At 71.5% G+C, this 25509-nt stretch carries 26 protein-coding genes and 1 pseudogene; 21 read left to right on the top strand and 6 right to left on the bottom strand.

Features of this window, described 5'->3' with window-relative positions:
* Positions 1 to 98 precede the first annotated feature (98 nt).
* A complete protein-coding gene (locus tag R2B67_RS05000) occupies positions 99 to 866 on the bottom strand; it encodes an SDR family NAD(P)-dependent oxidoreductase (protein WP_317816616.1) in 768 nt (255 codons plus the stop codon).
* 194 nt (positions 867 to 1060) lie between these two features.
* On the opposite strand from R2B67_RS05000, the gene R2B67_RS04995 reads away from it, so the two are divergent.
* Positions 1061 to 1828, top strand: a complete 768-nt coding sequence (locus R2B67_RS04995) for a hypothetical protein (RefSeq protein ID WP_317816615.1) — start codon at positions 1061 to 1063, stop codon at positions 1826 to 1828.
* 82 nt (positions 1829 to 1910) lie between these two features.
* Positions 1911 to 2054 (top strand): annotated as a pseudogene (locus R2B67_RS35965) (IS5/IS1182 family transposase); the annotation flags it as partial.
* An 84-nt stretch (positions 2055 to 2138) separates the two neighbouring features.
* Here R2B67_RS35965 and R2B67_RS04985 read toward each other — a convergent pair.
* Complete coding sequence (locus tag R2B67_RS04985; protein ID WP_237328643.1) at positions 2139 to 2780, bottom strand: TetR/AcrR family transcriptional regulator; 642 nt, start codon at positions 2778 to 2780, stop codon at positions 2139 to 2141.
* Between the two features lie 267 nt (positions 2781 to 3047).
* Here R2B67_RS04985 and R2B67_RS04980 point away from each other — a divergent pair, with 267 nt between their 5' ends.
* The gene (locus R2B67_RS04980; RefSeq protein WP_317816614.1) at positions 3048 to 4010 is read left to right on the top strand and encodes a DMT family transporter; all 963 of its coding nucleotides are present in this window, start codon (positions 3048 to 3050) and stop codon (positions 4008 to 4010) included.
* Here R2B67_RS04980 and R2B67_RS04975 read toward each other — a convergent pair.
* A complete protein-coding gene (locus R2B67_RS04975; RefSeq protein WP_018514727.1) occupies positions 3997 to 4203 on the bottom strand; it encodes a hypothetical protein in 207 nt (68 codons plus the stop codon). The two genes, R2B67_RS04980 and R2B67_RS04975, sit on opposite strands and share 14 nt — an antisense overlap.
* Before the next feature lie 145 nt (positions 4204 to 4348).
* Between R2B67_RS04975 and R2B67_RS04970 the strand changes: the two genes are divergently transcribed.
* The 3 genes from R2B67_RS04970 to R2B67_RS04960 all read left to right on the top strand — a co-directional run bounded on the left by R2B67_RS04970 (position 4349) and on the right by R2B67_RS04960 (position 7670).
* Positions 4349 to 5581 carry a sensor histidine kinase gene (locus R2B67_RS04970; RefSeq protein ID WP_317816613.1) on the top strand — a complete coding sequence of 411 codons (1233 nt, stop codon included), beginning with the start codon at positions 4349 to 4351 and terminating at the stop codon, positions 5579 to 5581.
* Between the two features lie 46 nt (positions 5582 to 5627).
* A complete protein-coding gene (locus R2B67_RS04965; RefSeq protein ID WP_109980197.1) occupies positions 5628 to 6359 on the top strand; it encodes a response regulator transcription factor in 732 nt (243 codons plus the stop codon).
* A 138-nt stretch (positions 6360 to 6497) separates the two neighbouring features.
* On the top strand, positions 6498 to 7670 hold the full coding sequence (locus tag R2B67_RS04960; protein ID WP_317816612.1) for a cytochrome P450 family protein: 1173 nt from the start codon (positions 6498 to 6500) through the stop codon (positions 7668 to 7670).
* 29 nt (positions 7671 to 7699) lie between these two features.
* On the opposite strand, the gene R2B67_RS04955 is transcribed toward R2B67_RS04960, so the two are convergent.
* Entirely contained in the window at positions 7700 to 8713 is a 1014-nt protein-coding gene (locus R2B67_RS04955) for a Gfo/Idh/MocA family protein (RefSeq protein ID WP_317816611.1), read from the bottom strand.
* Positions 8714 to 8813: 100 nt separating this feature from the next.
* Here R2B67_RS04955 and R2B67_RS04950 point away from each other — a divergent pair, with 100 nt between their 5' ends.
* From R2B67_RS04950 to R2B67_RS04905, 10 genes are all read left to right on the top strand, one after another.
* Positions 8814 to 9578 carry a GntR family transcriptional regulator gene (locus tag R2B67_RS04950; protein ID WP_317816610.1) on the top strand — a complete coding sequence of 255 codons (765 nt, stop codon included), beginning with the start codon at positions 8814 to 8816 and terminating at the stop codon, positions 9576 to 9578.
* 484 nt (positions 9579 to 10062) lie between these two features.
* Complete coding sequence (locus tag R2B67_RS04945; RefSeq protein WP_455679973.1) at positions 10063 to 11067, top strand: sugar ABC transporter substrate-binding protein; 1005 nt, start codon at positions 10063 to 10065, stop codon at positions 11065 to 11067.
* Entirely contained in the window at positions 11064 to 12110 is a 1047-nt protein-coding gene (locus R2B67_RS04940) for an ABC transporter permease (protein WP_317816609.1), read from the top strand. The genes R2B67_RS04945 and R2B67_RS04940 overlap by 4 nt, the downstream gene beginning before the upstream one ends.
* The gene (locus R2B67_RS04935) at positions 12107 to 12961 is read left to right on the top strand and encodes an ATP-binding cassette domain-containing protein (protein WP_109980200.1); all 855 of its coding nucleotides are present in this window, start codon (positions 12107 to 12109) and stop codon (positions 12959 to 12961) included. Before R2B67_RS04940 ends, R2B67_RS04935 begins: the two co-directional genes overlap by 4 nt.
* Before the next feature lie 154 nt (positions 12962 to 13115).
* Complete coding sequence (locus R2B67_RS04930) at positions 13116 to 14282, top strand: ROK family glucokinase (protein WP_018514736.1); 1167 nt, start codon at positions 13116 to 13118, stop codon at positions 14280 to 14282.
* 121 nt (positions 14283 to 14403) lie between these two features.
* The gene (locus R2B67_RS04925; RefSeq protein WP_018514737.1) at positions 14404 to 15000 is read left to right on the top strand and encodes a hypothetical protein; all 597 of its coding nucleotides are present in this window, start codon (positions 14404 to 14406) and stop codon (positions 14998 to 15000) included.
* Between the two features lie 36 nt (positions 15001 to 15036).
* Positions 15037 to 16647, top strand: coding sequence for a bifunctional 3-oxoadipate enol-lactonase/4-carboxymuconolactone decarboxylase PcaDC (gene pcaDC / locus R2B67_RS04920; RefSeq protein ID WP_455679972.1), 1611 nt, complete (start codon positions 15037 to 15039; stop codon positions 16645 to 16647).
* A gap of 12 nt (positions 16648 to 16659) precedes the next feature.
* The gene (locus R2B67_RS04915; protein WP_317816608.1) at positions 16660 to 17313 is read left to right on the top strand and encodes an MBL fold metallo-hydrolase; all 654 of its coding nucleotides are present in this window, start codon (positions 16660 to 16662) and stop codon (positions 17311 to 17313) included.
* A gap of 42 nt (positions 17314 to 17355) precedes the next feature.
* Complete coding sequence (locus R2B67_RS04910; RefSeq protein WP_317816607.1) at positions 17356 to 18135, top strand: exodeoxyribonuclease III; 780 nt, start codon at positions 17356 to 17358, stop codon at positions 18133 to 18135.
* A gap of 69 nt (positions 18136 to 18204) precedes the next feature.
* Entirely contained in the window at positions 18205 to 18951 is a 747-nt protein-coding gene (locus R2B67_RS04905; protein ID WP_317816606.1) for a Clp protease N-terminal domain-containing protein, read from the top strand.
* Between the two features lie 71 nt (positions 18952 to 19022).
* On the opposite strand, the gene R2B67_RS04900 is transcribed toward R2B67_RS04905, so the two are convergent.
* Positions 19023 to 19802 (bottom strand): SDR family NAD(P)-dependent oxidoreductase, encoded by a 780-nt coding sequence (locus R2B67_RS04900; RefSeq protein WP_317816605.1) that lies wholly within the window; start codon positions 19800 to 19802, stop codon positions 19023 to 19025.
* Positions 19803 to 19953: 151 nt separating this feature from the next.
* Between R2B67_RS04900 and R2B67_RS04895 the strand changes: the two genes are divergently transcribed.
* From R2B67_RS04895 to R2B67_RS04875, 5 genes are all read left to right on the top strand, one after another.
* Positions 19954 to 20394 carry a DUF6278 family protein gene (locus R2B67_RS04895; protein ID WP_317816604.1) on the top strand — a complete coding sequence of 147 codons (441 nt, stop codon included), beginning with the start codon at positions 19954 to 19956 and terminating at the stop codon, positions 20392 to 20394.
* Positions 20395 to 20511: 117 nt separating this feature from the next.
* A complete protein-coding gene (locus R2B67_RS04890) occupies positions 20512 to 21255 on the top strand; it encodes an amino acid ABC transporter ATP-binding protein (protein ID WP_018514744.1) in 744 nt (247 codons plus the stop codon).
* A 30-nt stretch (positions 21256 to 21285) separates the two neighbouring features.
* Positions 21286 to 22209: a glutamate ABC transporter substrate-binding protein gene (locus R2B67_RS04885; RefSeq protein ID WP_317816603.1), complete on the top strand. Its 924-nt coding sequence runs from the start codon at positions 21286 to 21288 to the stop codon at positions 22207 to 22209.
* Between the two features lie 16 nt (positions 22210 to 22225).
* The gene (locus R2B67_RS04880; protein ID WP_317816602.1) at positions 22226 to 22870 is read left to right on the top strand and encodes an amino acid ABC transporter permease; all 645 of its coding nucleotides are present in this window, start codon (positions 22226 to 22228) and stop codon (positions 22868 to 22870) included.
* Positions 22867 to 23733: an amino acid ABC transporter permease gene (locus R2B67_RS04875; protein ID WP_018514747.1), complete on the top strand. Its 867-nt coding sequence runs from the start codon at positions 22867 to 22869 to the stop codon at positions 23731 to 23733. The genes R2B67_RS04880 and R2B67_RS04875 overlap by 4 nt, the downstream gene beginning before the upstream one ends.
* 32 nt (positions 23734 to 23765) lie before the next feature.
* Here the strand turns inward: R2B67_RS04875 and R2B67_RS04870 are convergent, their stop codons facing one another.
* The gene (locus R2B67_RS04870; protein WP_317816601.1) at positions 23766 to 25364 is read right to left on the bottom strand and encodes a CocE/NonD family hydrolase; all 1599 of its coding nucleotides are present in this window, start codon (positions 25362 to 25364) and stop codon (positions 23766 to 23768) included.
* Positions 25365 to 25509: the final 145 nt, after the last annotated feature.

Below are 25509 nucleotides of genomic sequence, written 5' to 3'. Positions count from 1 at the left end.
CGTCATGTCACGTCCTGCCCCGCTCCGGCCAGCGTAGGCGGGCGGCGGGGGCTGGGCAGCTCGACGGAACCCGGGCCTCCGGCAGTCGGGTCCGTGCCTCAGGCCGCGTGACCGCCGTCCACGACGATCTCCGTACCGGTGATGAAGCCCGCGTCCGCGCTCGCGAGGTACGCCACCAGGGACGCCACCTCGTCAGCCGTACCGAACCGGCCCAGCGCCGTGGCCGCTCGCTGCCCCTCGGCGAGCGGCCCGCCGGCCGGGTTGAGATCGGTGTCCACCGGCCCGGGCTGGACCAGGTTCACCGTGATCCCACGCGGCCCCAGCTCCCGGGCGAGCGGCTTGGTCAGCCCGATCAGGGCGGACTTGCTCATCCCGTACAGCGTCGATCCGGGCCCGCCCACATACCGGCTCAGCGCGGTGCCGACCGAGATGACGCGCCCGCCGTCGGCCAGCCGGTCCGCCGCCGCCCGGCAGGCGAGGAAGACCGCCCGCACGTTCACGGCCAGGACCCGGTCGACCTCTGCATCGGGCAGCTCCGCTATCGGCCCGAGGACCCCGATGCCCGCGTTGTTGACCAGCACGTCGAGCCGCCCGAGCGCGTCCGCCGCACGGTGCACGGCCTCGGCGGCAGCCCCGGCGTCGGCCGCGTCACACCGCAGGGCGACCGCACGCCGCCCCACTCCCTCGATCTTCGCCACGACCGCCCGGGCCGCCTCCTCGTCCCGTACGTAGGTGATGGCGACGTCCGCCCCCGCCTCGGCAAGCCGCAGGGCGATGGCCGCCCCGATCCCACGGCTGCCTCCGCTCACCAGGGCGGCCCGGGGCGCGGAGGCGGTGATGGTGGAGGTGGTGCTGGAGCTGGACATGGCGAGATTCCTTGCCTTCGGGGGAGCGCCGCCGATCCGGCGACAACAACCAGCAAAGTCCCCCGGCGGCCCGGAGACCGGCGGGAATCGGACGGGGTGTGCCCACGGCCCGCCCCAGCCGCCGTCAGCACTCGGTAACCCGCTCACGACTCACCGCCCCTGGAGATCGCTCAGCTGCGTGCTTGAATCACCGGATGATCGACTGGTCCACACTCCACGACGCCTACGGTCCGGCACACGCGATCCCCGGGCTGCTGGACCGGGCCATCGGTGGTGACCAGGAGGCCGTCGACCGGCTTTGGGGGCGCTTGTGCCACCAGGGAACGATCACCCCGGCGAGTATCGCCGCACTGCCGCAGCTGGCAGACATAGCGAAGACCGAGGACGTCGGGGACCGGGCGCTCGATCTGGCCGGAGTCATAGCGAGTGGCCTCCTTCAGCATCACGGCGCCGACGAAGAAGTCGCCCGCTGTGCGGCGACCTTGGCCGAGCTTCGCGCCATGGCCGCCGCCCGGCTGCGGTCCGGCCTGGACGGAAAGACCTACCTGAGCCGGCTGCGGGCCATGCTCGCGTTCGATGGCCAGATCTTGTGGTTCGAGGCCCTGGACGACTTCACCGATTCCTTCGTCCCTGTCGTCTGCCCGCACTGCGACGCACCGGTGACGATCGCGGTGGGCGACTACGGTTGCTACTCCTCGATACGCGACTGGAATCTTGGGGATGTCCACCAGGTTGAGCTCCGGCCGGCCGTCCCCCACGAGCTGATCGGCACCGGGAGGATGTTGTACGAGTCGGCCGTACGGGATGGCCAAGAACGGCTCGCCTGGGGCCTGACGCACCTGTTCGGCCGGGCGGAATGCCCAGAATGCGGGAGCGTCTTCGGCATCGCGGACGAGTACGCGGCCGCCCATGCACCCGCCCCATGGGACTTCGCCCGAAGCCACACCAAGGACGCTTTCTGATGACCACCGGCAGGGCCCTCGAAGCCGAACGGTGAACTCGTGCCCGCTGTCCTGACTTGACGGCTTGGCACCGTGAGGTGTCTGGACAGCCCCGTTCCCGGGTTCGAGCCCGCGGCAGTTCGGCAAGCTGATGACGGTTCCGCGTCGGGCGGGCGCGGATACGGTCCGCAAGGGTCGGCCATGGAGCCTTCCACCGGAGGGCCGGGCACTGTTGGTCACGGCGTACTGCGCACGAATCGCGTGATTGTCACTCCCCACTTCTAGGGTCACCTGCATGGCGATATTCCGATGCGCTCCGGCCCCGGGAGGCTCACAGCACCGGCAGCGTCGCGCCCTCGGTAGCAACCGCCCGCAGCCTCCCCAGGATCGCGCGTGCCGCCTTGCCGTACCCGAGGCTGTTGTTCTGCAGCACCGACTCCGCGTTGGCCAGTTCCAGGAAGGCGATGACCTCGAAGGCCAGTTGCCGTACGTCGGTGTCCCCGGCCAGTTCGCCCGCGGCCCGGGCCTCCTCGATGGTCTCCTCGACGAAGGTGACCCAGCCGGTCTGCGCGGCGGCCAGGGCGTCGTGCACCTTGCCGCCGCGGGCGTCGAACTCGGCGGTGGCCGCGTAGAAGAAGCAGCCGCCCCGGAAGACCCGCTCCCGGGAGTACGCGATCCACGCCTCGCACATCCGCCAGACCCGGCCGATCCCCGGCGGGACCGAGCGGGCCGGGCGCAGCACATGGTCGACGTAGACCGCGACCGCGGCGCGCACCGTGGCGAGCTGCAGCTCCTCCTTCGAGCCGAAGAGGGCGAACACACCGCTCTTGCTGAGCTTCAGCTCGGCCGCCAGCCGCCCCAGGGAGAGACCTTCCAGCCCCTCCACCGAGGCGATCTGCACCGCGCGGCCCAGGATCAGCTGCCGCGTCTGGTTGCCCCGCTCGATCCGCCCGTCCAGCCGTACTGCCGCCATGTGACCACTCCGTACCTCAGAGTTATCGAGGCGTCATTCTAGGGACGGCCGGAGGCACCGCCCGACCACCCGGCGGCCGGTCCGCCACCCCGTTCAGCGGTGTGTCCGGCCCTGACCACGGGTGATACCGGCGGAGGATCCGGGCGGGATCCGGTCCGTGAGACAGGTGTTCCTTTCCGCCACGCCCGGCGAGTAGCGTGATCGTTTCCGTGTGTGAGCCGGTGTGGTCTCCACCATCTGTCCCCTGTGGAGAACCAGGAGCACCAGGTGTCCGCTGCCGTCGCGCCCGCGCCCGCCCTCGTACCACCCCGCCAGGCCTGGCTGACCGATCTGCCCGTGCTGGCGGTCGCCGTTGTGTGGGGCGCGAGCTACCTCGCCGCCAAGGGCATCACCACCACCCACACCGTCATCGCCGTCCTCGTCCTGCGTTTCGCGATCGTGCTGCCCGTCCTGGTGGCCACCGGGTGGCGCAAGCTGCGGGCGCTGACCGGCGCGCAGTGGCGGGGGGCCGGGCTGCTGGGCCTGGTGCTGAGCGGGATCTTCCTGCTGGAGACGTACGGGGTCGTCCACACCTCGGCCACCAACGCCGGGCTGATCATCAGCCTCACCATGGTCTTCACGCCGCTCGCCGAGGCCGCCGTGACCCGGGTCCGGCCCCCGGCCTCGTTCGTCGCCGCCGCCGGGCTCTCCGTCGCCGGAGTGATCCTCCTGACCCAGGGCGGCGGGTTCACCAGCCCCTCGGCCGGGGACCTGCTGATGCTGCTCGCCGCCCTCGCCCGGACCGTGCACGTCCTGGCCATGGCCCGGATGAAGGCGGTCCGGTCGGCCGACTCGCTCTCCCTGACCACCGTCCAGCTCGGCAGCGCGGTCGCCGTCTTCGCCGTCCTCGCCGCGCTCCCGGGGACGGGCGCCTCGCCGTGGAGCGTGGCGGCGGACTTCGGTCCCCGGGAGTGGGCGGGGCTGATCTTCCTCTCCGTGTTCTGCACGCTGTTCGCGTTCTTCGTGCAGATGTGGTCGGTACGCCGCACCTCGCCGTCCCGGGTAAGCCTGCTCCTCGGTACGGAACCGCTGTGGGCCGCCGCCGTCGGCATCAGCCTCGGCGGCGAACGGCTCGGCGTCCTGGGGGTGGCCGGGGCCGTCCTCGTCCTGGCGGGCACCGCGTGGGGGCGCCGCAGCGCGGAGGGAGCGGTCCGAGGAGCGGGCGGAGGAGGCGGCGCTACTTCTTCGTGACCGCGTCCGGCGCGATCATGATCGCGAAGCCCGTCACGATCAGCACGATGCTGACGAACAGCGCGCGGTCACCGAAGTAGTCGATGTGCTGGGCCAGCGTCCACAGCCGCAGCCATCCCGTCCACTCGTAGACCAGCCCTCCCAGGCCCTGCAGCAAGATGATGAACCCGACCGCCTCGATGAATTTCTTCATACGCCGAGCTTCCTGGCCGGCCCGTTCCCGCCGCGTCGGCCACAGGGCCCGAACGCCGCGCCGAAAGTAGCGGGTCCCGCGACTTTGGTCGCTCCCTCGCCGCGCAGCGCCCGTCCCGGGCGCCCGGCTGCGTAACTTTGTCGATATGACGCGCACCGAGTACCCCTGGCTGCTCCCCTCGGCGATGGCCGACGCCGAGCTGCCCGGCGACCGGGCCCGGGCGGGATCCCGGGCGCGGCGGACCGTACGCGACTGGGTCGTCGACATCACGGCGTTCCTCATCGCGGCGGGCATCGCCCTCATCGCCCTTGCCGCGATCGAGAACGAAGGGTCGACCCCGGACGCCGTGCTCGTCGTCGACTCCGTGATCGGCGCCGCCGCCTGCTGCGCCCTCTGGTTCCGGCGGCGCTGGCCCGTCGGGCTCGCCGCCGCCCTGACCGTTCTGTCCATCGTGGAGCCCGTCGCGGGCGGCGCGATGATGGTGGCCCTGTTCAGCCTGGCCGTCCACCGCCCCTTCAAGCCGGCGGCCATCGTCGGCGCGGGCGCGCTGATCGTGGCGCCCCTCCAGCCCTGGCTGCGCCCCGACCCGGAGACGGGCTACCTCACCTCGGTCATCTTCGGGGTCCTGCTGATCCTGCTGGTGCTCAGCTGGGGGATGGTCGTACGGTCCCGGCGCCAGCTCGTCCTCACGCTCCGCGAACGGGCCCGCCGCGCCGAGGCCGAGGCGGAACTCCGCGCCCAACAGGCCCAGCGGCTGGCCCGGGAGGCCATCGCCCGCGAGATGCACGACGTCCTCGCCCACCGGCTCACCCTGCTCAGCGTCCACGCCGGGGCCCTCGAATTCCGGCCCGACGCCCCCACCGCCGAGATCGCCCGGGCCGCCGGGGTCATCCGGGACAGCGCCCACGAGGCCCTCCAGGACCTACGGGAGATCATCGGGGTGCTGCGCGGCCCCGGGGACACCGGCGAGGGCGAGCGGCCCCAGCCCACCCTCGCCACCCTGGACGGGCTGGTCGAGGAGTCCCGCCGGGCGGGTATGAAGGTCACCGTCGACCAGCGCGTCGCCGCCCCGGAGGACGCCCCCGCCGCCACCGGCCGCACGGTGTACCGCATCGCGCAGGAGTGCCTGACCAACGCCCGTAAACACGCCCCCGGTGCGGAGGTCACCCTCACCGTGACCGGCGGACCCGGGGACGGGCTCACCATCGAGGTGGCCAACCCGGCCCCCACCGAACCCTTCGAACGGGTCCCCGGCTCCGGCCAGGGTCTCATCGGCCTCACCGAACGCGCCACGCTCGCCGGGGGCCGGCTGGAACACGGCCCCACGCCGGACGGCGGCTTCGTGGTCCGCGCCCGGCTGCCCTGGCCCGCCGCGTGAGGCGGGGGAGCCGGCCGGCCGGGACCGACTGGTTACGGTGGCTGTCATGAACACCCCGGCCTCCCCGACGCCTTCCGCCTCCCCGCCCGTCCGGCTGCTCATCGTCGACGACGACCCGCTGGTGCGCGCCGGACTCACCCTGATGCTCGGCGGGGCCGACGACATCGACATCGTGGGTGAGGGCGCGGACGGCAGCGAGGTCGCCGCCCTGGTCGAACGGCTGCGCCCCGACGTCGTCCTGATGGACATCCGGATGCCCGGCATGGACGGGCTCACCGCGACCGAGAAGCTGCGCCGCCGCCCCGGCGCGCCCGAAGTCGTCGTCCTCACCACCTTCCACGCCGACGAACAGGTCCTGCGGGCCATCCGCGCCGGAGCCGCGGGATTCGTCCTGAAGGACACCCCGCCCGCCGAGATCGTGGACTCCGTCCGCCGGGTCGCCGCAGGAGACCCGGTGCTCTCGCCCGCCGTCACCCGGCAGCTCATGGCCCGGGCCGCCGGCGGGGCGCCGGACGACCGCACCAGCCGGACCGAGCGGGCCCGCAGGCGGTTCGCGGAGCTGGCGGAGCGGGAGAGGGAGGTGGCGGTGGCCGTCGGACGCGGACACTCCAACGCGGAGATCGCGGGCGAGCTCTACCTCAGCGTCGCCACCGTCAAGACCCAGGTCTCGCGGATTCTCGCCAGACTCGACCTGAACAACCGGGTTCAGATCGCCCTGTTGGTCCATGATGCCGGGCTGCTCGACACGGACGACGAGGAGAGCGACGGCCTACGCTGAGTGGACGGGACCTGCTCACGGCGAGTGGACAGGACCGGCCCGGACCGGCTTACGCGCGTGACCGGGACCGGCTTACGCCGACCGGACCTGGCCGGCCCTACGCTGAGCGGTCCGGACCGGAAGAGGGGGCTGACCACGATGGCTGTGCTCGATCTGCGAGATCTGCCGGATTTCACGGCGAACCCCTACCCGTACTACGCGAAGCTGCGCGCCGAGGGACCGGTGCACACCGTGCGCACCGAGCACATCGAGCGCCTCCACCTGATCGTCGGCTACGAGGAGGCCCGCTCGGCCCTCGCCGACCAGCGGTTCGGCAAGGACTGGCGGACCACCGAGCGCTGGACCGCCGCGTCGAACGCCCTCAGCGCCAACATGCTGGAGCTGGACGCCCCGCACCACACCCGGCTGCGCAGGCTCGTCGTCCGTGAGTTCACCGCCCGCCGGATCGAGGCCCTGCGGCCCCGCGTCACCGAGATCACCACGGAGCTCCTGGACGCGATGGTCCCGGCCGGCTCCGCCGACCTGGTCGACGCGCTGGCCTTCCCGCTCCCGATGACCGTCATCTGCGAGCTGCTCGGCGTCCCCGACATCGACCGGGACACCTTCCGTACGCTGTCCAACGGCGTCGTCACCCCCACCCCGGCCCAGCGGGAGGCCGACGTGGTCGGCGCGATGGGCGCCTACCTCGTCCAACTGATCGAGGACAAGCGCAGCTCGCCCGGCGACGACCTGCTGAGCGCGCTGATCCGGAGCCGCGACGAGGGCGGCGACGGGCTCTCCGCCGACGAACTGGTCGGCATGGCCTTCCTGTTGCTCGTCGCCGGGCACGAGACCACCGTCAACCTCATCTCCAACGGGGTGCGGGCCCTCCTCGACCACCCGCACCAACTCGCCCTGCTGCGTGCCGATCCCGGGCTGCTCGACGGGGCGGTGGAGGAGATGCTGCGGTACGACGGCCCGGTGGAGACCGCCACCTTCCGCTTCACCCAGGAGGACGCCACGGTCGGCTCCACCGTGATCCCGCGCGGTGAGGTGGTGCTCGTCGCCCTCGCCTCGGGCGACCGCGACTCCGAGCGGTTCGAGGACCCGGACACCTTCGACATCCGCCGCGCCCCCCAGGGGCACCTGGCCTTCGGCCACGGGGCGCACTACTGCCTGGGCGCCCCGCTCGCCCGCATGGAGGCGCGCATCGCCATCGGGGCCCTGCTGGAGCGCTGCCCGGACCTCGCCCGCGACCCGGCGGGCGGCGACCCGGACTGGCTGCCCGGCCTGCTGATGCGCGGGGTACGGCGGCTGCCGGTGCGCTGGTGAGGCCGCTGTCCCGACGCGGTCCGCCGGCCTCAGCCGCCCGGGATCTCCTCCATCGCCACCGGGCGGCGTTCGCGGCGCGAGATCTCGCAGGCCTCGGCGATCCGCAGCGCGTGCAGGGCCTCCCGGCCGTCGCACGGGTTGGTCAGCTGGCCCCGGGCGACCCGGAGGAAGGCGTCCAGCTCCGCCTCGTACGCCGGGGCGAACCGCTCCAGGAACCCGGGCCACGGCTTCGGCGGGGCGCCCGAGCCCTCCGGCTCGGCCGAGGTCAGCGGAGTGCGGTCGTCCAGGCCGACGGCGATCTGGTCCAGCTCCCCGGCCAGCTCCATGCGGACGTCGTACCCGGCGCCGTTGCAGCGGGTCGCCGTGGCGGTGGCGAGGGTGCCGTCGTCCAGGGTGAGCAGGGCGGCTGCGGTGTCCACGTCGCCCGCCTCCCGGAACATCGGGGGACCGGCGTCCGACCCGGTGGCGTACACCTCGCGCACCTCGCGGCCCGTCACCCACCGCAGGATGTCGAAGTCGTGGACCAGGCAGTCCCGGTACAGCCCGCCGGAGAGCGGGAGGTAGTCGGCGGGCGGGGGAGCGGGGTCGGAGGTGACCGCCCGTACGGTGTGCAGCCGCCCGAGCCTGCCCTTCCGTACCGCCGCCCTCGCCTCGGCGTACCCGGCGTCGAAGCGGCGCATGAAGCCCAGCTGGAGGATGCTGCCCGCCGCCTCGACCTCCGCGAGGGCGCCGAGGGTGCCGGGCAGGTCCAGGGCGATCGGCTTCTCGCAGAACGCGGGCAGCCCGGCCCGCGCGGCGCGGGCGATGAGCGGGGCGTGGGCGGCGGTCGCCGAACAGATCACCAGCGCGTCGGGGAGGCCGTGGCCCTCGCCGGTGAACATCGCGTCCACCGGGACGGCCGATGCTCCGGTCCGGGTGGCCGCCACGGCGGCGCGCTCCGGGTCCGCGTCCGCCACCAGCAGGGAGTCCACGGCGGGGTGACGGCTCAGCACCTCCGCATGGAAAGTGCCGATACGTCCCGTTCCGATGAGTCCGATGCGCATGGCCCCAAGGTGGCGTTGCCCGGTCATCATGTCAAGCGTTTGTCCTGACAAACGAAACGTCACCATGGCTTTGTCCGGACAATCGAACTAGGCTCGGCCCGTGACCGCACCAGGAGCCGATCAGCCGCCGCAGCCGCTGCCGCTGAGTGTGGACCGCACCAGCCCGGTGCCGCTCTACTTCCAGCTGGCGCAGCAACTGGAGGCCGCCGTCGAACAGGGCCGGCTGGCCCCCGGCACCCTGCTCGGCAACGAGATCGAGCTCGCCGCGCGTCTCGGCCTCTCCCGGCCCACCGTCCGCCAGGCCATCCAGTCGCTCGTCGACAAAGGGCTGATGGTCCGCCGCCGGGGCGTCGGCACCCAGGTCGTGCACAGCCAGGTCCGCCGGCCGCTGGAGCTCAGCTCGCTCTACGAGGACCTGGAGGCGGCCGGCCAGCGCCCCGCCACCAAGGTCCTGCGCACCACCGTGGAACCGGCCACCGCCGAGATCGCCGCCGCGCTCGGTGTCGCCGAGGGCACCGAGGTCCACGTCGTCGAGCGGCTGCGCTACGCCCACGACGAGCCGATGGCCCTCCTGCGCAACCACCTCCCCCCGGACCTGCTCGCCCTCACGGCGCAGGAGCTGGAGTCCACCGGGCTCTACCGGCTGATGCGGGCCTCGGGCATCACGCTGCACAGCGCCCGCCAGTCCGTCGGCGCCCGCGCCGCCACGGTGGGGGAGGGCCGGGCCCTGGACGAGGAGCCGGGGGCGCCGCTGCTGACGATGGAGCGGACGACGTACGACGACACGGGGCGGGCGGTCGAGTTCGGCTCCCACGTCTACCGGGCGTCGCGCTACAAGTTCGACTTCCAACTCCTGGTCCGCTGACCCCGACCCGTGCGGGCCCGCCCATTCCAGCCCGTCCGGCGTTTGAGGACGGAACCCTTGCGCTGGTGCGCCCGCAGGCAGAGGATCCTGGGGCACGGGCTTCCCCGGGGGCGACCGACCACCCCATCGACGGTTCCGTCCTCAAACGCCGGACGGGCTGGAGGTGAGCCCCCGGACGGGCTGGAGGTGAGCCCCCGGACGGGCTGGAGGTGAGCCCCGGACGGGCTGGAGGTGAGCCCCGGACGGGCTGGAGGTGAGCCCCGGACGGGCTGGAGGTGAGCCCCGGACAGGCTGAGGGTGAGCCCCGGACAGGCTGAGGGTGAGCCCCGGACAGGCTGAGGGTGAGCCCCCGGACGGGCTGAAGACGCGGGCCCCCGGGCGGGAGCGGGCAGGGCTCGGGGATACTGGGCAGTCGGCCCGGGGCCCCGTACACTCCCCGGCCCCGTCAAGCGCACAGCGAGCAGCAGCAGAAGGGCACAGCGTCGTGGCAAGGGTTCGGACAGGGGTACGCGCGCTGGGCGCCGTCCTGGCAGTGGTGCTGGCCGCCGCAGGATGCAGCAGCACCGGCGGCAAGCGGGCGGAAGAGCGCGCGGCCGAGGCCGCCGAGGGCCGGGCCGCGGTGAACACGCCCCGCTGGACCTTCGCCATGGTCACCCACTCGGGCGACGGCGACACCTTCTGGGACATCGTCCAGAAGGGCGCCGAGCAGGCGGCCGTCAAGGACAACATCAACTTCCTCTACTCGCACAACGACGAGGCCAACCAGCAGGCCCAGCTCGTCCAGACCGCGATCGACAAGAAGGTCGACGGGCTGATCGTCTCGCTGGCCAAGCCCGATGCCATGAAGTCCGTGATCGCCAAGGCCGTCAAGGCGGGTATCCCGGTCGTCACGGTGAACTCCGGCTCCGCCGAGTCCAAGGAGTTCGGCGCCCTGACCCACATCGGCCAGGACGAGGCGATCGCCGGCGAGGCCGTCGGCGACGAGCTGAACAAGCGGGACCGCAAGAAGGCGCTCTGCGTCCTGCACGAGCAGGGCAACGTGGGCCACGAGCAGCGCTGCGCCGGGGCGAAGAAGACCTTCGACGGCACGATGCAGAACCTGTACGTCGACGGCACCAACATGCCCGACGTCACCGCGTCCATCGAGGCCAAGCTCCAGTCCGACAAGAGCATCGACGCGGTCGTCACCCTCGGCGCCCCCTTCGCCGACGCCGCCGTCCAGGCCAAGCAGACGGCAGGCAGCAAGGCCGAGATCGACACCTTCGACCTGAACGCCAAGGTCGCCACCGGCCTCCAGACCGACAAGCTCGGCTTCGCCGTCGACCAGCAGCCCTACCTCCAGGGGTACGAGGCCGTCGACCTGCTCTGGCTCTACCGCTACAACCGCAACGTCCTCGGCGGTGGCCTGCCCGTCCTGACCGGCCCGCAGATCATCACCAAGGACGACGCCGACGCTCTGGCCGACTTCACCAAGCGCGGCACCCGATGAGCGGCTCCACCGCCACGCCGGAACAGGTGGACGAGCGCCTCGTCCGCACCTCGCCGCTGCGCAAGCTGCTCGGCCGCCCCGAGCTCGGCTCGGTCGTCGGCGCGGCAGCGGTCTTCCTCTTCTTCGCGATCGTCGCCGACAGCTTCCTCCAGGCCTCCAGCTTCGGCACGGTCCTGTACGCGGCCTCCGTCCTCGGCATCATGGCCGCCCCGGTCGCGCTGCTGATGATCGGCGGCGAGTTCGACCTCTCCGCCGGGGTCCTGGTGACCAGCTCCGCGCTGATCTCCTCGATGTTCAGCTACCAGATGACGGCCAACGTCTGGGTCGGCGTCTTCGTGTCGCTGCTGGTAACGCTCGCCATCGGCGCGTTCAACGGGTTCATGCTGACCCGCACCAAACTGCCGAGCTTCATCATCACGCTCGGCACGTTCCTGATGCTCACCGGTCTGAACCTCGGCTTCACCAAGCTGATCAGCGGCACGGTCTCCACCAAGGCCATCGGCGACATGGAGGGCTTCGAGTCAGCCCGCGCCCTGTTCGCCTCGACGCTGACCCTCGGTGGCGTCGAGTACAAGGTGACCATCCTGTGGTGGGCGGCGCTCGTCGCGCTGGCCACCTGGATCCTGCTCCGTACCCGCTTCGGCAACTGGATCTTCGCCGTCGGCGGCGAGGCCGACGCCGCCCGCGCGGTCGGCGTCCCCGTCATCCGTACGAAGATCGGGCTCTACCTGGGCGTCGCGTTCGCCGCCTGGATCTCCGGACAGCACCTGCTCTTCAGTTACGACGTCGTCCAGTCCGGCGAGGGCGTCGGCAACGAGCTGACGTACATCATCGCGGCCGTCATCGGCGGCTGCCTGATCACCGGCGGCTACGGCTCCGCGATCGGCTCGGCGGTCGGTGCCTTCATCTTCGGCATGACCAGCAAGGGCATCGTGTACGCCGAGTGGAACCCGGACTGGTTCAAGTTCTTCCTGGGAGCGATGCTGCTCCTGGCCACCCTGCTCAACGCGTGGGTGCGCAAGCGCGCGGAGGCGACGTCATGACGGCCACTTCTGACACGACCGGGAAGACCGCCGGTCCCCTCGTCGAGCTGGACGACGTATCGAAGTTCTACGGCAACATCAAAGCCCTGGAACACGTCTCGCTGGAGGTCCACGCGGGCGAGATCACCTGCGTCCTCGGCGACAACGGTGCCGGCAAGTCCACCCTCATCAAGATCATCGCGGGGCTGCACCGGCACGACGCCGGCCGGTTCCTGATCGAGGGCGAGGAGACCACCCTCGCCAACCCGCGCGACGCCCTGGACCGGGGCATCGCCACCGTCTACCAGGACCTCGCCGTCGTCCCGCTGATGCCGGTCTGGCGGAACTTCTTCCTCGGCTCCGAACCCACCACCGGCGTCGGCCCCTTCAAGCGCCTCGACGTGAAGAAGATGCGCGAGACGACCCGTACGGAACTCCTCCGCATGGGCATCGACCTGCGCGACGTCGACCAGCCCATCGGCACGCTCTCCGGCGGTGAGCGCCAGTGCGTGGCGATCGCCCGCGCCGTCTACTTCGGCGCCAAGGTCCTCGTCCTCGACGAGCCGACCGCCGCCCTCGGCGTCAAGCAGTCCGGGGTGGTGCTCAAGTACGTCGCCGCCGCCCGCGACGCCGGCCTCGGCGTGGTCCTCATCACGCACAACCCGCACCACGCCCACCTCGTCGGCGACCGGTTCGTCCTCCTCAAGCGCGGGGCGATGTCCGGCAGCCACACCAAGGACGACGTCACGCTCGACGAGCTGACCCGGCAGATGGCGGGCGGCAGCGAGCTGGAGGAGCTCAGCCACGAGCTGGAACGCACCCCGGCGCCCACCCTTCCCGGCACCTCCGCCGCGACCGAAGAAGGATCCTGACCGGCGACAGAAGGATCCTGACCGGCGACCCGCCCCGGCGCGGCCGACCCCGGCCGACCGCTCCGGGGGCCGGGCAGTGGCAGAATCGGGCGCGGCGGGCGCCGTCCGCCGCCGACCGTGACAGCGGCCCGGCCCCTTTGACCCCGCAGGGACGATGAGCACGTACCGCGACTTCGCAGACCGCGGCTCCGCCCGCGCCACCGTCCTCAAGACCGTCGGCACCAAGGAGCGCCGCTCGCACCTCACCGCCCCCCGCGTCCCCACGGTCGGGATCGACATCGGCGGCACGAAGGTGATGGCAGGCGTCGTCGACGCCGACGGCAACATCCTGGAACAGCTGCGCACCGAGACGCCCGACAAGTCCAAGAGCCCCAAAGTCGTCGAGGACACCATCGTCGAGCTGGTCCTGGACCTCTCCGACCGGCACGACGTCCACGCGGTGGGCATCGGCGCGGCGGGCTGGGTGGACGCCGACCGCTCCAAGGTCCTGTTCGCCCCGCACCTCGCCTGGCGCGACGAACCCCTGCGCGACGCGATCGCCTCCCGGCTCGTCGTCCCCGTCATGGTCGACAACGACGCCAACACCGCCGCCTGGGCGGAGTGGCGCTTCGGCGCGGGGCGCGGCGAGGACCACCTCGTCATGATCACGCTCGGTACGGGGATCGGCGGCGCGATCCTGGAGGACGGCCAGGTCAAGCGCGGCAAGTACGGCGTGGCCGGTGAGTTCGGCCACATGCAGGTCGTGCCCTCGGGCCACCGCTGCCCCTGCGGCAACCGGGGCTGCTGGGAGCAGTACAGCTCCGGCAACGCCCTGGTCCGCGAGGCCAAGGAGCTGGCCGCCGCCGACTCCCCGGTCGCGCACTATCTGCTGGACCGGGTGAAGGGCAACGTCGCCGACATCACCGGCCCGCTCATCACCGAACTGGCCCGCGAGGGCGATGCCATGTGCATCGAGCTACTCCAGGACATCGGCCAGTGGCTCGGCGTCGGCATCGCCAACCTGGCCGCCGCGCTCGACCCCTCCTGCTTCGTCATCGGAGGCGGTGTCAGCGCCGCCGACGACCTCCTGATCAACCCCGCCCGGGACGCCTTCAAGCGCCACCTCACCGGCCGCGGCTACCGCCCCGAGGCCAAGATCGCCAAGGCGCAGCTGGGACCCGAGGCGGGTATGGTCGGCGCCGCGGACCTCGCCCGGCTGGTGGCCCGCCGCTTCCGCCGGGCCAACCGGCGCCGCGTCGAGCGGTACGAGCGGTACGCGCAGATCTACGACCAGGCGGCGAGCACCATCCGCAACACCCGTTCGACCCGTACGGTCGACTGAACCGCAACCGCCCGCCCGGCGTCTCAGCTCCGTACGCGCCTTCGGCCCGTACCCGACCCCGTACCCGACCGGCCTCCGCGCCTGACGTACTCCGCTCCGCAGCACGAGGGACCTCCTGATCATGATCGCAGCCGACCACCCCGTGGCGCCGCCCCAGTCCGATTCGCCGGGCGACGGCGAGGGCAAGCCGCCCGAGAGTCCCCGGCGGGTCTTCCGGCGGCGGTTCATCACCGCCACGATCATCGTCCTGCTGATCGGCATCCCGGCGGGCTACCTCCTCGTCTCCGCGGGCCAGAGCCGCCGCTCGGGCAAGGACAAGGAGGCCGAGGCGGCCGCCGTGGGCCTCCGCGAGGGCTGGCCCTCCAAGATGCAGCGCCGGATCTTCGAGATCCCCATCCCCGGCAACGGGATCGGGGTCCAGTACTACGAGACGAACAACTGGAAAGCCAGCCGGATGTACGCCAAGTTCCGGACGACCTCCGCCGGCCTCGACCGCTTCCTGAGCGGCATCGGCACCGGCCGCGCGGCCCTGGAGCCCGGGAAGGTCAACATCAGTTCCCGGGACATCACCATCACCGGGTGGTACTTCAGCCCGAACGAGAACTGGGCGAGCGTCACCCACACCAACAAGAAGCCGCGCCCCACCCAGACCATCACGGTCAATATGACCGACCCGGCCAGTCCTGTCGTTTATGTCGTTTCCGCGGCGACCCCCTGACCGGGACCCGGAGGGGCGCTCACTAACCTGGAGCGAGTGAGCGAAGTGAGCGAGACGACCCCGCAGCCCCCGCACGCCCCCCACCTCGGCGGACCCGCCCCGCACCCGGGACCCCCGCACCCCGGACCCCCGCTCCTGGCGACTCCGGTCCCGGGGCCCCCGGCCCCGCAGCTGACGGGACCCGGGTTCCCGCAGCCCGTGGCGCCGCCGGCCACCCCCGTACAGCAGCCGGTCCCTGTTCCGCACCCCCCGGCGGCGGACCACCCGGCCGCCCCGCAGCCCCAGCACCTCACGCCCCAGCCCCCCGCACCCCAGCCCCCCACGCCCCGGACTCCCACCCCGCAGACCGCCGCCCCGCAGCCCGCCACCGAGGCCCCGCGTACCCTCCAGTACCGGTTCGACGGTCCTGAGGGCGCCCCGGTCCTGGTGATCGGGCCCTCCCTCGGGACGACCTGGCACATGTGGGACCGCCAGATACCTGAGCTGGCCCAGCACTGGAGGGTCTTCCGCTACGACCTGCCGGGCCACGGCGGGGCCCCCGCCCACGCGGCGCCCTCCGTCGCCGAGCTCGCGGACCGGCTGATCGCCACCCTCGACGGGCTCGGTGTCCAGCGGTTCGGGTACGCGGGCTGCTCGATCGGCGGGGCCGTCGGGGCGGACCTGGCCCTGCGTCACCCGCACCGGGTGGCCTCGCTGGCGCTGGTGGCCTCCTCGCCCCGGTTCGGCACGGCCGACGAGTTCCGGCAGCGCGGGGTGATCGTCCGTACCAACGGCCTGGAGCCGATGGCCCGCACCGCGCCGGAACGCTGGTTCACCCCCGGCTTCGCCGCCGCGCAGCCCGCCATCGTGGAGTGGGCCGTGCAGATGGTCCGCACCACCGACCCCGGCTGCTACATCGCGGCCTGCGAAGCGCTGGCCGCGTTCGACATCCGCGACCACCTGGGCCGGATCGGCGTCCCGACCCTCGTCCTCGTCGGCGCGGAGGACCAGGTCACCGGGCCCGCCGAGGCCCGCACGCTGGTCGCCGGGATCCCGGACGCCCGCCTCGCGCTCGTCCCCGGCGCCTCGCACCTGGCCCCGGTCGAGCAGCCCGCGGCCGTCTGCGACCTGCTCCTGACGCACTTCTCCACCGCCTGGCAGGACGCGCCCACCGCCGCCCCCGCCGCCCCGCTCGTCCCCGGACCGGCCACGCCCGCCGCCCCGTTCGCGCCCCTCGCCGAGATCGCCCCGGCGCCCGGCGCGCCCGAAGCCGTGGGCCCGCAGCGGGAAAGCCGCCACGAGCGCGGGGTGAAGGTGCGCCGCGAGGTGCTGGGGGACGCCCATGTCGACGCGGTGAACGCCTCCGCCGACCCGTTCACCGAGGACTTCCAGGAGCTGGTCACCCGGTACGAGTGGGGCGAGGCCTGGAGCCGGGACGGGCTCGACCGCCGTACCCGCAGCTGCGTCACGCTCACCGCGCTCGTCGCCTCCGGCCACCTGGAGGGCCTCGCCGCGCACACCCGTGCCGCCCTGCGCAACGGCCTGACGCCCGCCGAGATCAAGGAGGTTCTCCTCCAGACCGCCGTCTACTGCGGCATCCCCGCGGCAGGCGCGGCCTTCACCATCGCGCAGTCCGTGATCCAGGAGGAAACCACCCCGCCCGCGTAGCAGGATGGAGCCATGAACGCATCGCCTCAGGCACTCACGCTCACCAAGAAGACCCACTCCTGCGTGCGGATCGAGAAGGAGGGGCGCGTCCTGGTCATCGACCCGGGCGGCTTCTCCGAGGACGACGCGGCGCTCGGCGCCGACGTCCTGCTCGTCACGCACGAGCACCCGGACCACTTCAACGAGGCCAGGCTGCGGGCGGGTCTGGAGGCGAACCCGGCTGCGGAGATCTGGACCCTGCGCAGCGTGGCCGACCAGCTCTCGGCCGCTTTCCCGGGGCGCGTGCACACGGTCGGCGACGGGGACGCGCTCTCGGCGGCCGGGTTCGACGTCACCGTGCACGGCGAGCTGCACGCGGTGATCCACCCGGACATCCCGAGGATCACCAACGTCGGCTTCCTGGTGGACGGTTCGGTCTTCCACCCCGGCGACGCGCTCACCGTCCCCGAGCGTCCCGTGGACACCCTGCTGCTGCCGGTGATGGCCCCCTGGAGCAAGATCTCCGAGGTCATCGACTACGTACGCGAGGTGAAGCCGCGCCGCGCGATCGACGTCCACGACGCCCTGCTCACGGACCTCGCGCGGCCGATCTACGACAACCAGATCGGCGCTCTCGGCGGCGCGGACCACGGCCGGCTGGCCCCGGGCGGCACCACCGAGCTGTGAGCCCGGCGGCCGCTGTCAGTGGGAGCCGCTAGGTTGGCTGCCATGCGCATCGCGACCTACAACGTCAATTCGATCACCGCCCGGCTGCCGAGGCTCCTGGCCTGGCTGGAGAGCAGCGGCACCGATGTGCTGTGCATCCAGGAGACCAAGTGCACGGCCGAGCAGTTCCCCGCCGAAGCCCTCCGCGAGGCGGGCTACGAATCCGTGGTCAACGCCACCGGCCGGTGGAACGGGGTCGCGCTGCTCTCCCGGGTCGGCCTCACCGACGTCGTCTCCGGGCTGCCGGGCGGCCCGGAGTACGAGGGGGTGCAGGAGCCCCGCGCGATCTCCGCGACCTGCGGCCCGCTGCGCCTGTGGTCGGTCTACGTTCCCAACGGCCGCGAGGTCGAGCACGACCACTACGCGTACAAGCTGGCCTGGCTGGAGGCCCTGCGGAAGGCCGTCGCGGCCGACGCGGCGGGGGCCCGGCCGTTCGCGGTCCTGGGCGACTTCAACGTGGCCCCGACCGACGAGGACGTCTGGGATCCGGCGCTGTTCGAGGGCGCCACGCATGTGACGCCCGCCGAGCGCGCGGCTCTCGCGGCCCTGGAGGGGGAGGGGCTGGGCGAGGTGCTGCCCCGCCCGCTCAAGTACGACCGGGCGTACACCTTCTGGGACTACCGGGAGCTGCGCTTCCCCAAGAACAAGGGCATGCGGATCGACCTGACCTTCGGCAACCCCGCGTTCACCGCCGCCGTCAAGGACAGCTATGTGGACCGCGAGGAGCGCAAGGGCAAGGGCGCGTCCGACCACGCGCCGGTGGTGGTGGACCTCGACCTCTGACGACCGCTCGGCGACTCGATTGACAACCGAAGGTTGACACCCAACAGGGTGTCAACCTAAGGTTGACGCATGACGCAGCCACTTCCCGCGACGCCGTCCGTGCGCCTCGACGATCTGATCGAGGCCATCAAGAAGTCCAACCCCGACGCGCTGGAGCAGCTCTCCGGCGCGGTCATCGCCGCCGACCACCTCGGCGATGTGGCCGACCACCTGATCGGCCACTTCGTCGACCAGGCGCGCCGCTCGGGCGCCTCCTGGACCGACATCGGCCGGAGCATGGGGGTCACCCGCCAGGCGGCCCAGAAGCGCTTCGTCGCCAAGAAGAGCGACGAGGCCTCCGACCTGGACCCGAGCCAGGGCTTCGGCCGCTTCACCCAGCGCGCCCGGAACGTGGTCATGGCCTCCCACAACGAGGCCAAGACCACGCGGCATGCCGAGATCCTCCCGGCGCACCTGGCCCTCGGCCTCCTCGCCGAGCCCGAGTCCGTCGCCGCCCGGGTCCTCACCGGCCAGGGCGTCTCCCCGGACGCCCTCCGCACGGCGGCGACCCTCGCCCTGCCGGCCGCCGCCGACGAGGTGCCCGAGCTGATCCCGTACGACGCGGACGCCAAGAAGGTCCTGGAGCTGACCTTCCGTGAGGCCCTGCGCCTGGGCCACAACTACGTGGGCACGGAGCACATCCTGCTGGCCCTGCTGGAGTTCGAGGACGGCTCGGGTCTGCTGAACGGCCTGGGGCTCACCAAGGAGGCGACCTCGGCGGCGGTCGAGTCGGCGGTGGCGGAGGCGGCCGCCGCGCTCCGGCAGCAGAGCTCCTGACGGCCTGCTCGGGGGAGGGCGGCGGGCCCGGTGCATGGGGGCTCGCCGCCGGGTCGCTGCCGTCCGGCGGCTCAGTGCACCGAGAACCCGCCGTCGACGTGGAGCGCCTGCCCGGTGACGTACGCGGAGGAGGGCCCGGCCAGGAACACCGCGGCGCCCGCGAAGTCCTCCGCCAGCCCGTTGCGGCCGACCATCGTCCGGGCGGCCAGCGCCGCCACCTTCTCCGGGTCCGACTGGAGCCGCGCGTTCAGCGGGGTCAGCACGAACCCCGGGACCAGGGTGTTCACAGTGACGCCGTACGGGGACCACGCCTCGGCCTGGGACCGGGCGAGCGACTCCAGCCCGCCCTTGGACACCCCGTACGCACCGCTGTTCACAAAGGCGCGGTGGGCCTGCTGCGAGCTGACATGGATGATCCGCCCGTACCCCCGCTCGGCCATCCCGGGCCCGAACCGCTGCCCCAGCAGGAACGGCGCCTTGAGGTTCACGGCCATGGTGGTGTCCCACACGTCCTCGCCCAGCTCGTCCATGGGCGGCCGCAGGTTGATCCCGGCACAGTTGACGAGGATGTCCGGCTCCCCGAAGGCGGCCACCACCCCGTCGGCGGCGGCCCGCACCCCCTCACCGGTCCCCAGATCGGCGCTCACCCAGGCGGCCCGGCACCCGGCGGCCTCCAACTCGTCCACCGTCGACTTCAGTTCGCTCTCCCGGCGCGCCACCACGACCACACGCGCCCCGGCCCGGGCGAGCGCCCCGGTGATGGCCCGCCCGATCCCGGAGCTGCCGCCGGTCACGACGGCGACCCGGCCGGCCAGCGAGAACAGGCCGGAAACATAGCTCTGAGCACTCATGTTCGTACCCTAGGGCATCAGTTTCCGGCCGCTCGGTGCCACCTGCGGTCCGGGGTGGGCGGAGGCTTTCCGCGGTGGTCGCCGCCCCGGTCCCCGGCGGGGTCCGCGCGCCCTGTGGTGCGGAACCTGGCAAGGGTGGGACCCTAGTGGTATGAACATCCCTTTCTTGGACAACTGGCGTAAGCGTCAGGGCAGTACGCAGGGGCACGCGCTCGCGGCCGCCGTCGAAGCGGATCCCGACGGCGTGGCCGAGCTGCTCGCCGAATGCGAACTGCTGCGTGCCCGGGCGGGGCAGCAAGGACTCGAACTCGACGACAGCCCGGCCTCGTTGTCCGCGCTCGACCAGCTGTCGCCGCGCTGGCGCGACGACGCCGAGGAGCTGCCCTGGCTGGGCAACGACGCCGGTCTCTACCTGGGCACCGTCATCGTGCGCACCGTCCCGGGGGCGGCGTGGGACATCTGGCCGAGCGGGCAGCCCGTGGTGCGGCTGGAGTCCGGGCGGGAGATCGACGTCGTCGCCGCCGGGCTGGACTGGGCCATGAGCGGCAGCCCCGAGCTCTCGCAGGTGTACGCGGAGTCGGCCGAGAACTGAGCTCCCGTAGCGATAAACAGCCTTATGTGCCATTTGAGCGTGTCGGGTGCGAAGTCCCTTTCCGGGCTGCATAGTTTGCGCTGACCTCGACACAGCGACAAGTGGGTAGGGCAGCGCATGGCCGTCGATCCGTTGATCGAACTGAGGGACGTCAACAAACACTTCGGAGAGTTGCACGTACTTCAGGACATCAATCTCACCGTCGGCCGCGGGGAGGTGGTGGTGGTCATCGGCCCCTCCGGCTCCGGGAAATCGACCCTGTGCCGGGCGGTCAACCGGCTGGAGACGATCGAGTCCGGTTCCATCCTGATCGACGGCAAGCCCCTCCCCGCGGAGGGCAAGGGCCTGGCCCAGCTCCGCGCCGAAGTCGGCATGGTCTTCCAGTCGTTCAACCTCTTCGCCCACAAGACCGTGCTGGCGAATGTGTCGCTGGCCCAGCTCAAGGTCCGCAAGCGCAAGAAGGAGGAGGCCGACCGGCGCTCCCGGGAGCTGCTGGAGCGGGTCGGCCTCGCCTCCCAGGCCGACAAGTTCCCCGCCCAGCTCTCCGGCGGCCAGCAGCAGCGCGTGGCGATCGCCCGCGCTCTCGCCATGGACCCCAAGGCGCTCCTCTTCGACGAGCCCACCTCGGCGCTCGACCCGGAGATGATCAACGAGGTGCTGGAGGTCATGCAGCAGCTCGCCCAGGAGGGCATGACCATGGTCGTGGTCACCCACGAGATGGGCTTCGCCCGGTCCGCCGCCAACCGCGTCGTCTTCATGGCCGACGGCCGCGTGGTCGAGGACCGCACCCCGGAGGACTTCTTCACCGCCCCGGAGAGCGACCGTGCCAAGGACTTCCTGTCCAAGATCCTCAAGCACTGACGGGGGCCCTTCGTGTCGCGTACCCACACCTTGCCCACCAGCAGTGCCCGCCGCCGTGGCGCCGCCCTCGCCCTCTGCCTCCTGCTCACCGTCCTCGCCGCGGCCTGCGGCAAGGACGGCAGCCCGCCGGTCAAGGGGCCGGCGCCCGAGGCGCTGCCCGTCTACCAGGTGAACCAGGGCTTCGAACTGCCCGCGTCGCCCACCTGGCGGAAGGCGGAGCGGCGCGGCTACCTGGTCGTCGGCGCCAAGGAGGACCAGCCCTACCTGGGCGAGAAGGACCCGGCCAGCGGCGTCTACTCCGGCTTCGACATCGAGATCGCCCGGATGATGGCGGCCTCCCTCGGCTTCGAACCGAAGACCATCCGCTTCCGGACCATCGCCTCCGCGAACCGCGAGACCGCCCTCCAGAACGGCCAGATCGACTACTACGTCGGCACCTACACCATCAACGACATGCGCAAGAAGCTCGTCGGCTTCGCCGGGCCCTACTACATGGCGGGCCAGGGACTCCTGGTGCGTACCGACGAGAACGACATCAAGGGCCCCCAGGACCTCGACGGCAGGACGGTCTGCTCGGCGGCCGGCTCCACGCCCTACCAGCGCATCGCCGAGGACTTCCCCAAGGCGGTGCTCGTCGCCTACGACACGTACTCCATCTGCGTCGACAACCTGCTGACCTACCAGGTCGACGCCGTCACCACCGACGACGCGATCCTGCTGGGCTTCGCGGCCAAGGCGCCCGACGAGATGAAGGTCGTCGGCAAGCCGTTCTCCGAGGAGCCGTACGGCATCGGCGTACCGCGCAACGACAACGCGCTGCGGGGCGCCCTCAACGACGCGCTGGAGGCCGACGAGAAGAACGGCAACTGGAAGAAGGCGTTCGAGGCGACTCTGGGGCGTTCCGGCGTGCCCGCGCCGACCCCGCCGCCCATCGACCGCTACCCGGCGAACTGAGGGGACGGCGCCACCCATGGACGTACTGACAGACAACTTCTCCCTCTACGGCGAGGGCTTCCTCGGCACCGTCGAGCTGACGGTCTACTCCTCGGCTCTCGCCCTCGCCCTCGGCTTCGTGATGGCCTCCTTCCGCGTCGCGCCCGTCGGCTCACTGCGGGTGCTGGGCACGGTCTGGGTGACCGTGCTGCGCAACACCCCGCTGACGCTGCTGTTCTTCGCGGTCCTCCTCGGCCTGCCCCGCTTCGGCCTCGTGCTGCCCTTCCAGCTCTTCGCCGTCCTGGCGCTCGGCTGCTACACCTCCGCGTTCATCTGCGAGGTGCTGCGCTCCGGCATCAACACCGTGCCCACCGGCCAGGGCGAGGCCGCCCGCAGCCTCGGGATGACCTTCGGTCAGACCTTGAGCCAGGTCGTCCTGCCGCAGGCCTTCCGCTCGGTGATCCCGCCGGTCGGCTCCACCCTGATCGCGCTGGCCAAGAACTCCGCGATCGCCGGCGCGTTCAGCGTCACCGAACTCCTCGGCACCTACCGGACGCTCAACGAGCTGGGCTACAGCATCATCTGGACGTTCATCTGGATCGCTGTCGGCTACCTGATCATCACCCTCACCATCAGTGCGCTCTTCAACGTGATGGAGAAGCGCTGGGGAGTCGCACGATGACCCATGTCCCCTCGGCCACCGCGCTCTACGACATCCCGGGGCCGCAGGCCCGTAAACGGCATCTCCTGTACGGGATCGCCTCGACGGCCGTGATCCTCGCCCTCGTCGGCTGGATCATCTATCTGCTCTTCGACACCGACCAGTTCACCGCCGAGAAGTGGCGCCCCTTCGAATACAAGGGCATCCAGGAACTGCTCCTGCGGGGCCTCGGCAACACGCTCAAGGCGTTCGCGTACGCCGCCGTCCTCTCCCTCGCCCTCGGCGCGGTCCTCGCGGTCGGCCGGCTCTCCGTGCACCGCCCGGTGCGCTGGATCGCCACCCTGCTGGTCGAGTTCTTCCGGGCCATGCCGGTGCTGGTGATGATCTTCTTCATCTTCGTCGCGCTGAAGGTGCAGGCCCTGCCCGCCCTGGTCGCCGGGCTGACCCTCTACAACGGCTCGGTCCTCGCGGAGGTCTTCCGCACCGGGATCAACTCCGTGGACCGGGGCCAGCGGGAGGCCGCGTACGCCCTCGGGATGCGCAAGACCCAGGTCACGACGTTCGTCCTGGCCCCCCAGGCCGTGCGCGCGATGCTGCCGACCATCATCAGTCAGCTGGTGGTCGCCCTCAAGGACACCTCACTGGGTTACCTGATCACCTACGAGGAATTCCTCCACGCGGGAAAGCTGATCGCGTCGAATCTCGACTACGATCTCCCCTTCATCCCTGTCGTGATGGTGATCTCTCCGATCTACATCGGCATGTGCATGTTGCTCTCGTGGTTCGCCACCTGGGTGGCGCGAAGGCAGCGGCGCAATCCGAAGACGGAGGCGGTGGGGGTGGCCCCGGCCGAGCCGGGGAAGCTGCTGCCGGGAGGGCAGTAGCGGAGCATGCCCCGCCCGGCAGCAGTCGGTGATCACTTCTCGCGCAGCGGGACCGAGAGATGACTCGGGTCCGAGGCGGGCGAGGAGAAGGTCAGCTGCGCGCCGGTCGGGTTGTGCTCGATGTACAGCGGATCGACGGTGTCGATCACCAGGGCGAGCCGGTGACCGGCCGGGACGTCGTAGGCCGTGGAGAACAGCTCCAGGTCGACGGGGAACGGCCGGCCCGGCGTCTGCCCGTGGAACGTGTACGGGGCGTTGCTGACCAGCTTGCCCACACCGAGCGGGCCGACGTCGTAGAGGTACGCGACGAAGGTGCCGCTCGACTTCGTGCTGGTGACCGTGGTGTGCAGCTCCGCCGTACCCCGGACGCGCTGCTCGGAGCCGTACCGCTCCGACTGCCACACGCTCGCGAAGGTGCGCGGCAGAAGGGGTACGGAGACGGTCGGCGGCAGCTTCAGGAACTGGTCCAGCGCGTTGGAGAGCAGGGTGATGCCCCCGTTGGCGCCCGAATCGACGTTCGCCCACACCTTCTTCGTACCGTCGAGCTGGATACGGTTCTTCGCCGCGCCCACCGACTTCCAGTCCGCGTAGCCCTCGTACCCCTTGTCGGTACGGGACTTGAGCTGGACCGGCTGCTCGGTGTCGATGCCGTTGCGCTCGCCCTTGAGGTAGCGGTCGAACCAGCGGCGGGTGCTCGTCCAGGTGTCGTTGGGCAGCCCGAAGAGGCCGGTCAGCTCGGCGGTGGCGTGGTCGCCGGGGCGGAACTCCAGCCGCTTGGGGCCGGTGAGCTTCTCGTAGAACGAGGCGTACTGGTTGGGCGGGAAGATCGTGTCGCCCCAGGCGTTGCCCATCATGATGGCGGCGCCGTTGGCGTTGATCCTGTCGAGGTGGGTCGCGGGGGAGCGCTTGGCGCCCCAGGCGATCATCTCCGGTTCCTTGTCCAGGTTGGAGCCGAGGAAGTCCTTGAGCGTCTGGGAGAGTTCGTCGCTGGGGCGGCCGGTGATCAGCCCGGCGCCGCCGAGCAGGGCCGCTGCCTGGAGGTGCTGGGTCCGGCCGCTGTAGATCGAGTCGATCAGGTCGGCCCAGCCGCTGAGCGCGGCCACCGCCTTGATACGGGGGTCGTGTCCGGCGGCCAGCAGGCTGATGCCCGCTCCGTAACTGACCCCGCCCATGCCGATCCGGTCCGGGTCGGCCGAGGTGTTGGCCAGCGCCCAGTCGATGACGGCGGAGGCGTCCGCGATGTCCGGCGGGCCCGCCACCTCGATCTTCCCGCCGGAGAGCCAGAAGCCGCGCGAGGTGTAACTCACCACCACGTAACCGGAGTCGGCGAGCTTCTGGGCCTGCGCCAGATACTCGATCTGCGGCATGGCCCAGCTGGTCGGGAAGACGATGAGGGGGTGCTTCGCCCCGGCCGGCGCTCCGGCCGGTCTGAACACATTGCCCTTGAGCGTGATGCCCCCGGAGCCGGGGATGTCGTGGAACGTCAGGCCCGGCGCGGAGGCGGCGCTCGCGGGGGCGGTTGCGGGCGCGGCTCCCGCCGCCGGAGCCGCGCCGAGGGCGGCTCCGGTCAGCAGGACGGCGGCGGTGGTGATCGAAGCGGTGGTGCGCAGTGCCGGTTTCGGACGTACCACGGGTCACTCCTCACGCGTGTCAGTGCAAAGTGACCCGACGGTAACCCCGGATGTTTACCGCTGGTAACTACCGGGTGTGTTGCGTGAAGGTAACGATTGTTGGACGTGGTGTCAGTAGCCCTTCCGTCGTACGGAGGTGAGCGCG

It is taken from the genome of Streptomyces cyaneofuscatus (assembly GCF_033109485.1).
Lineage (GTDB): Bacteria > Actinomycetota > Actinomycetes > Streptomycetales > Streptomycetaceae > Streptomyces > Streptomyces cyaneofuscatus.
Note: the sequence above shows the minus strand (reverse complement) of the source record. Positions and strands in the feature narration are given on the sequence as shown.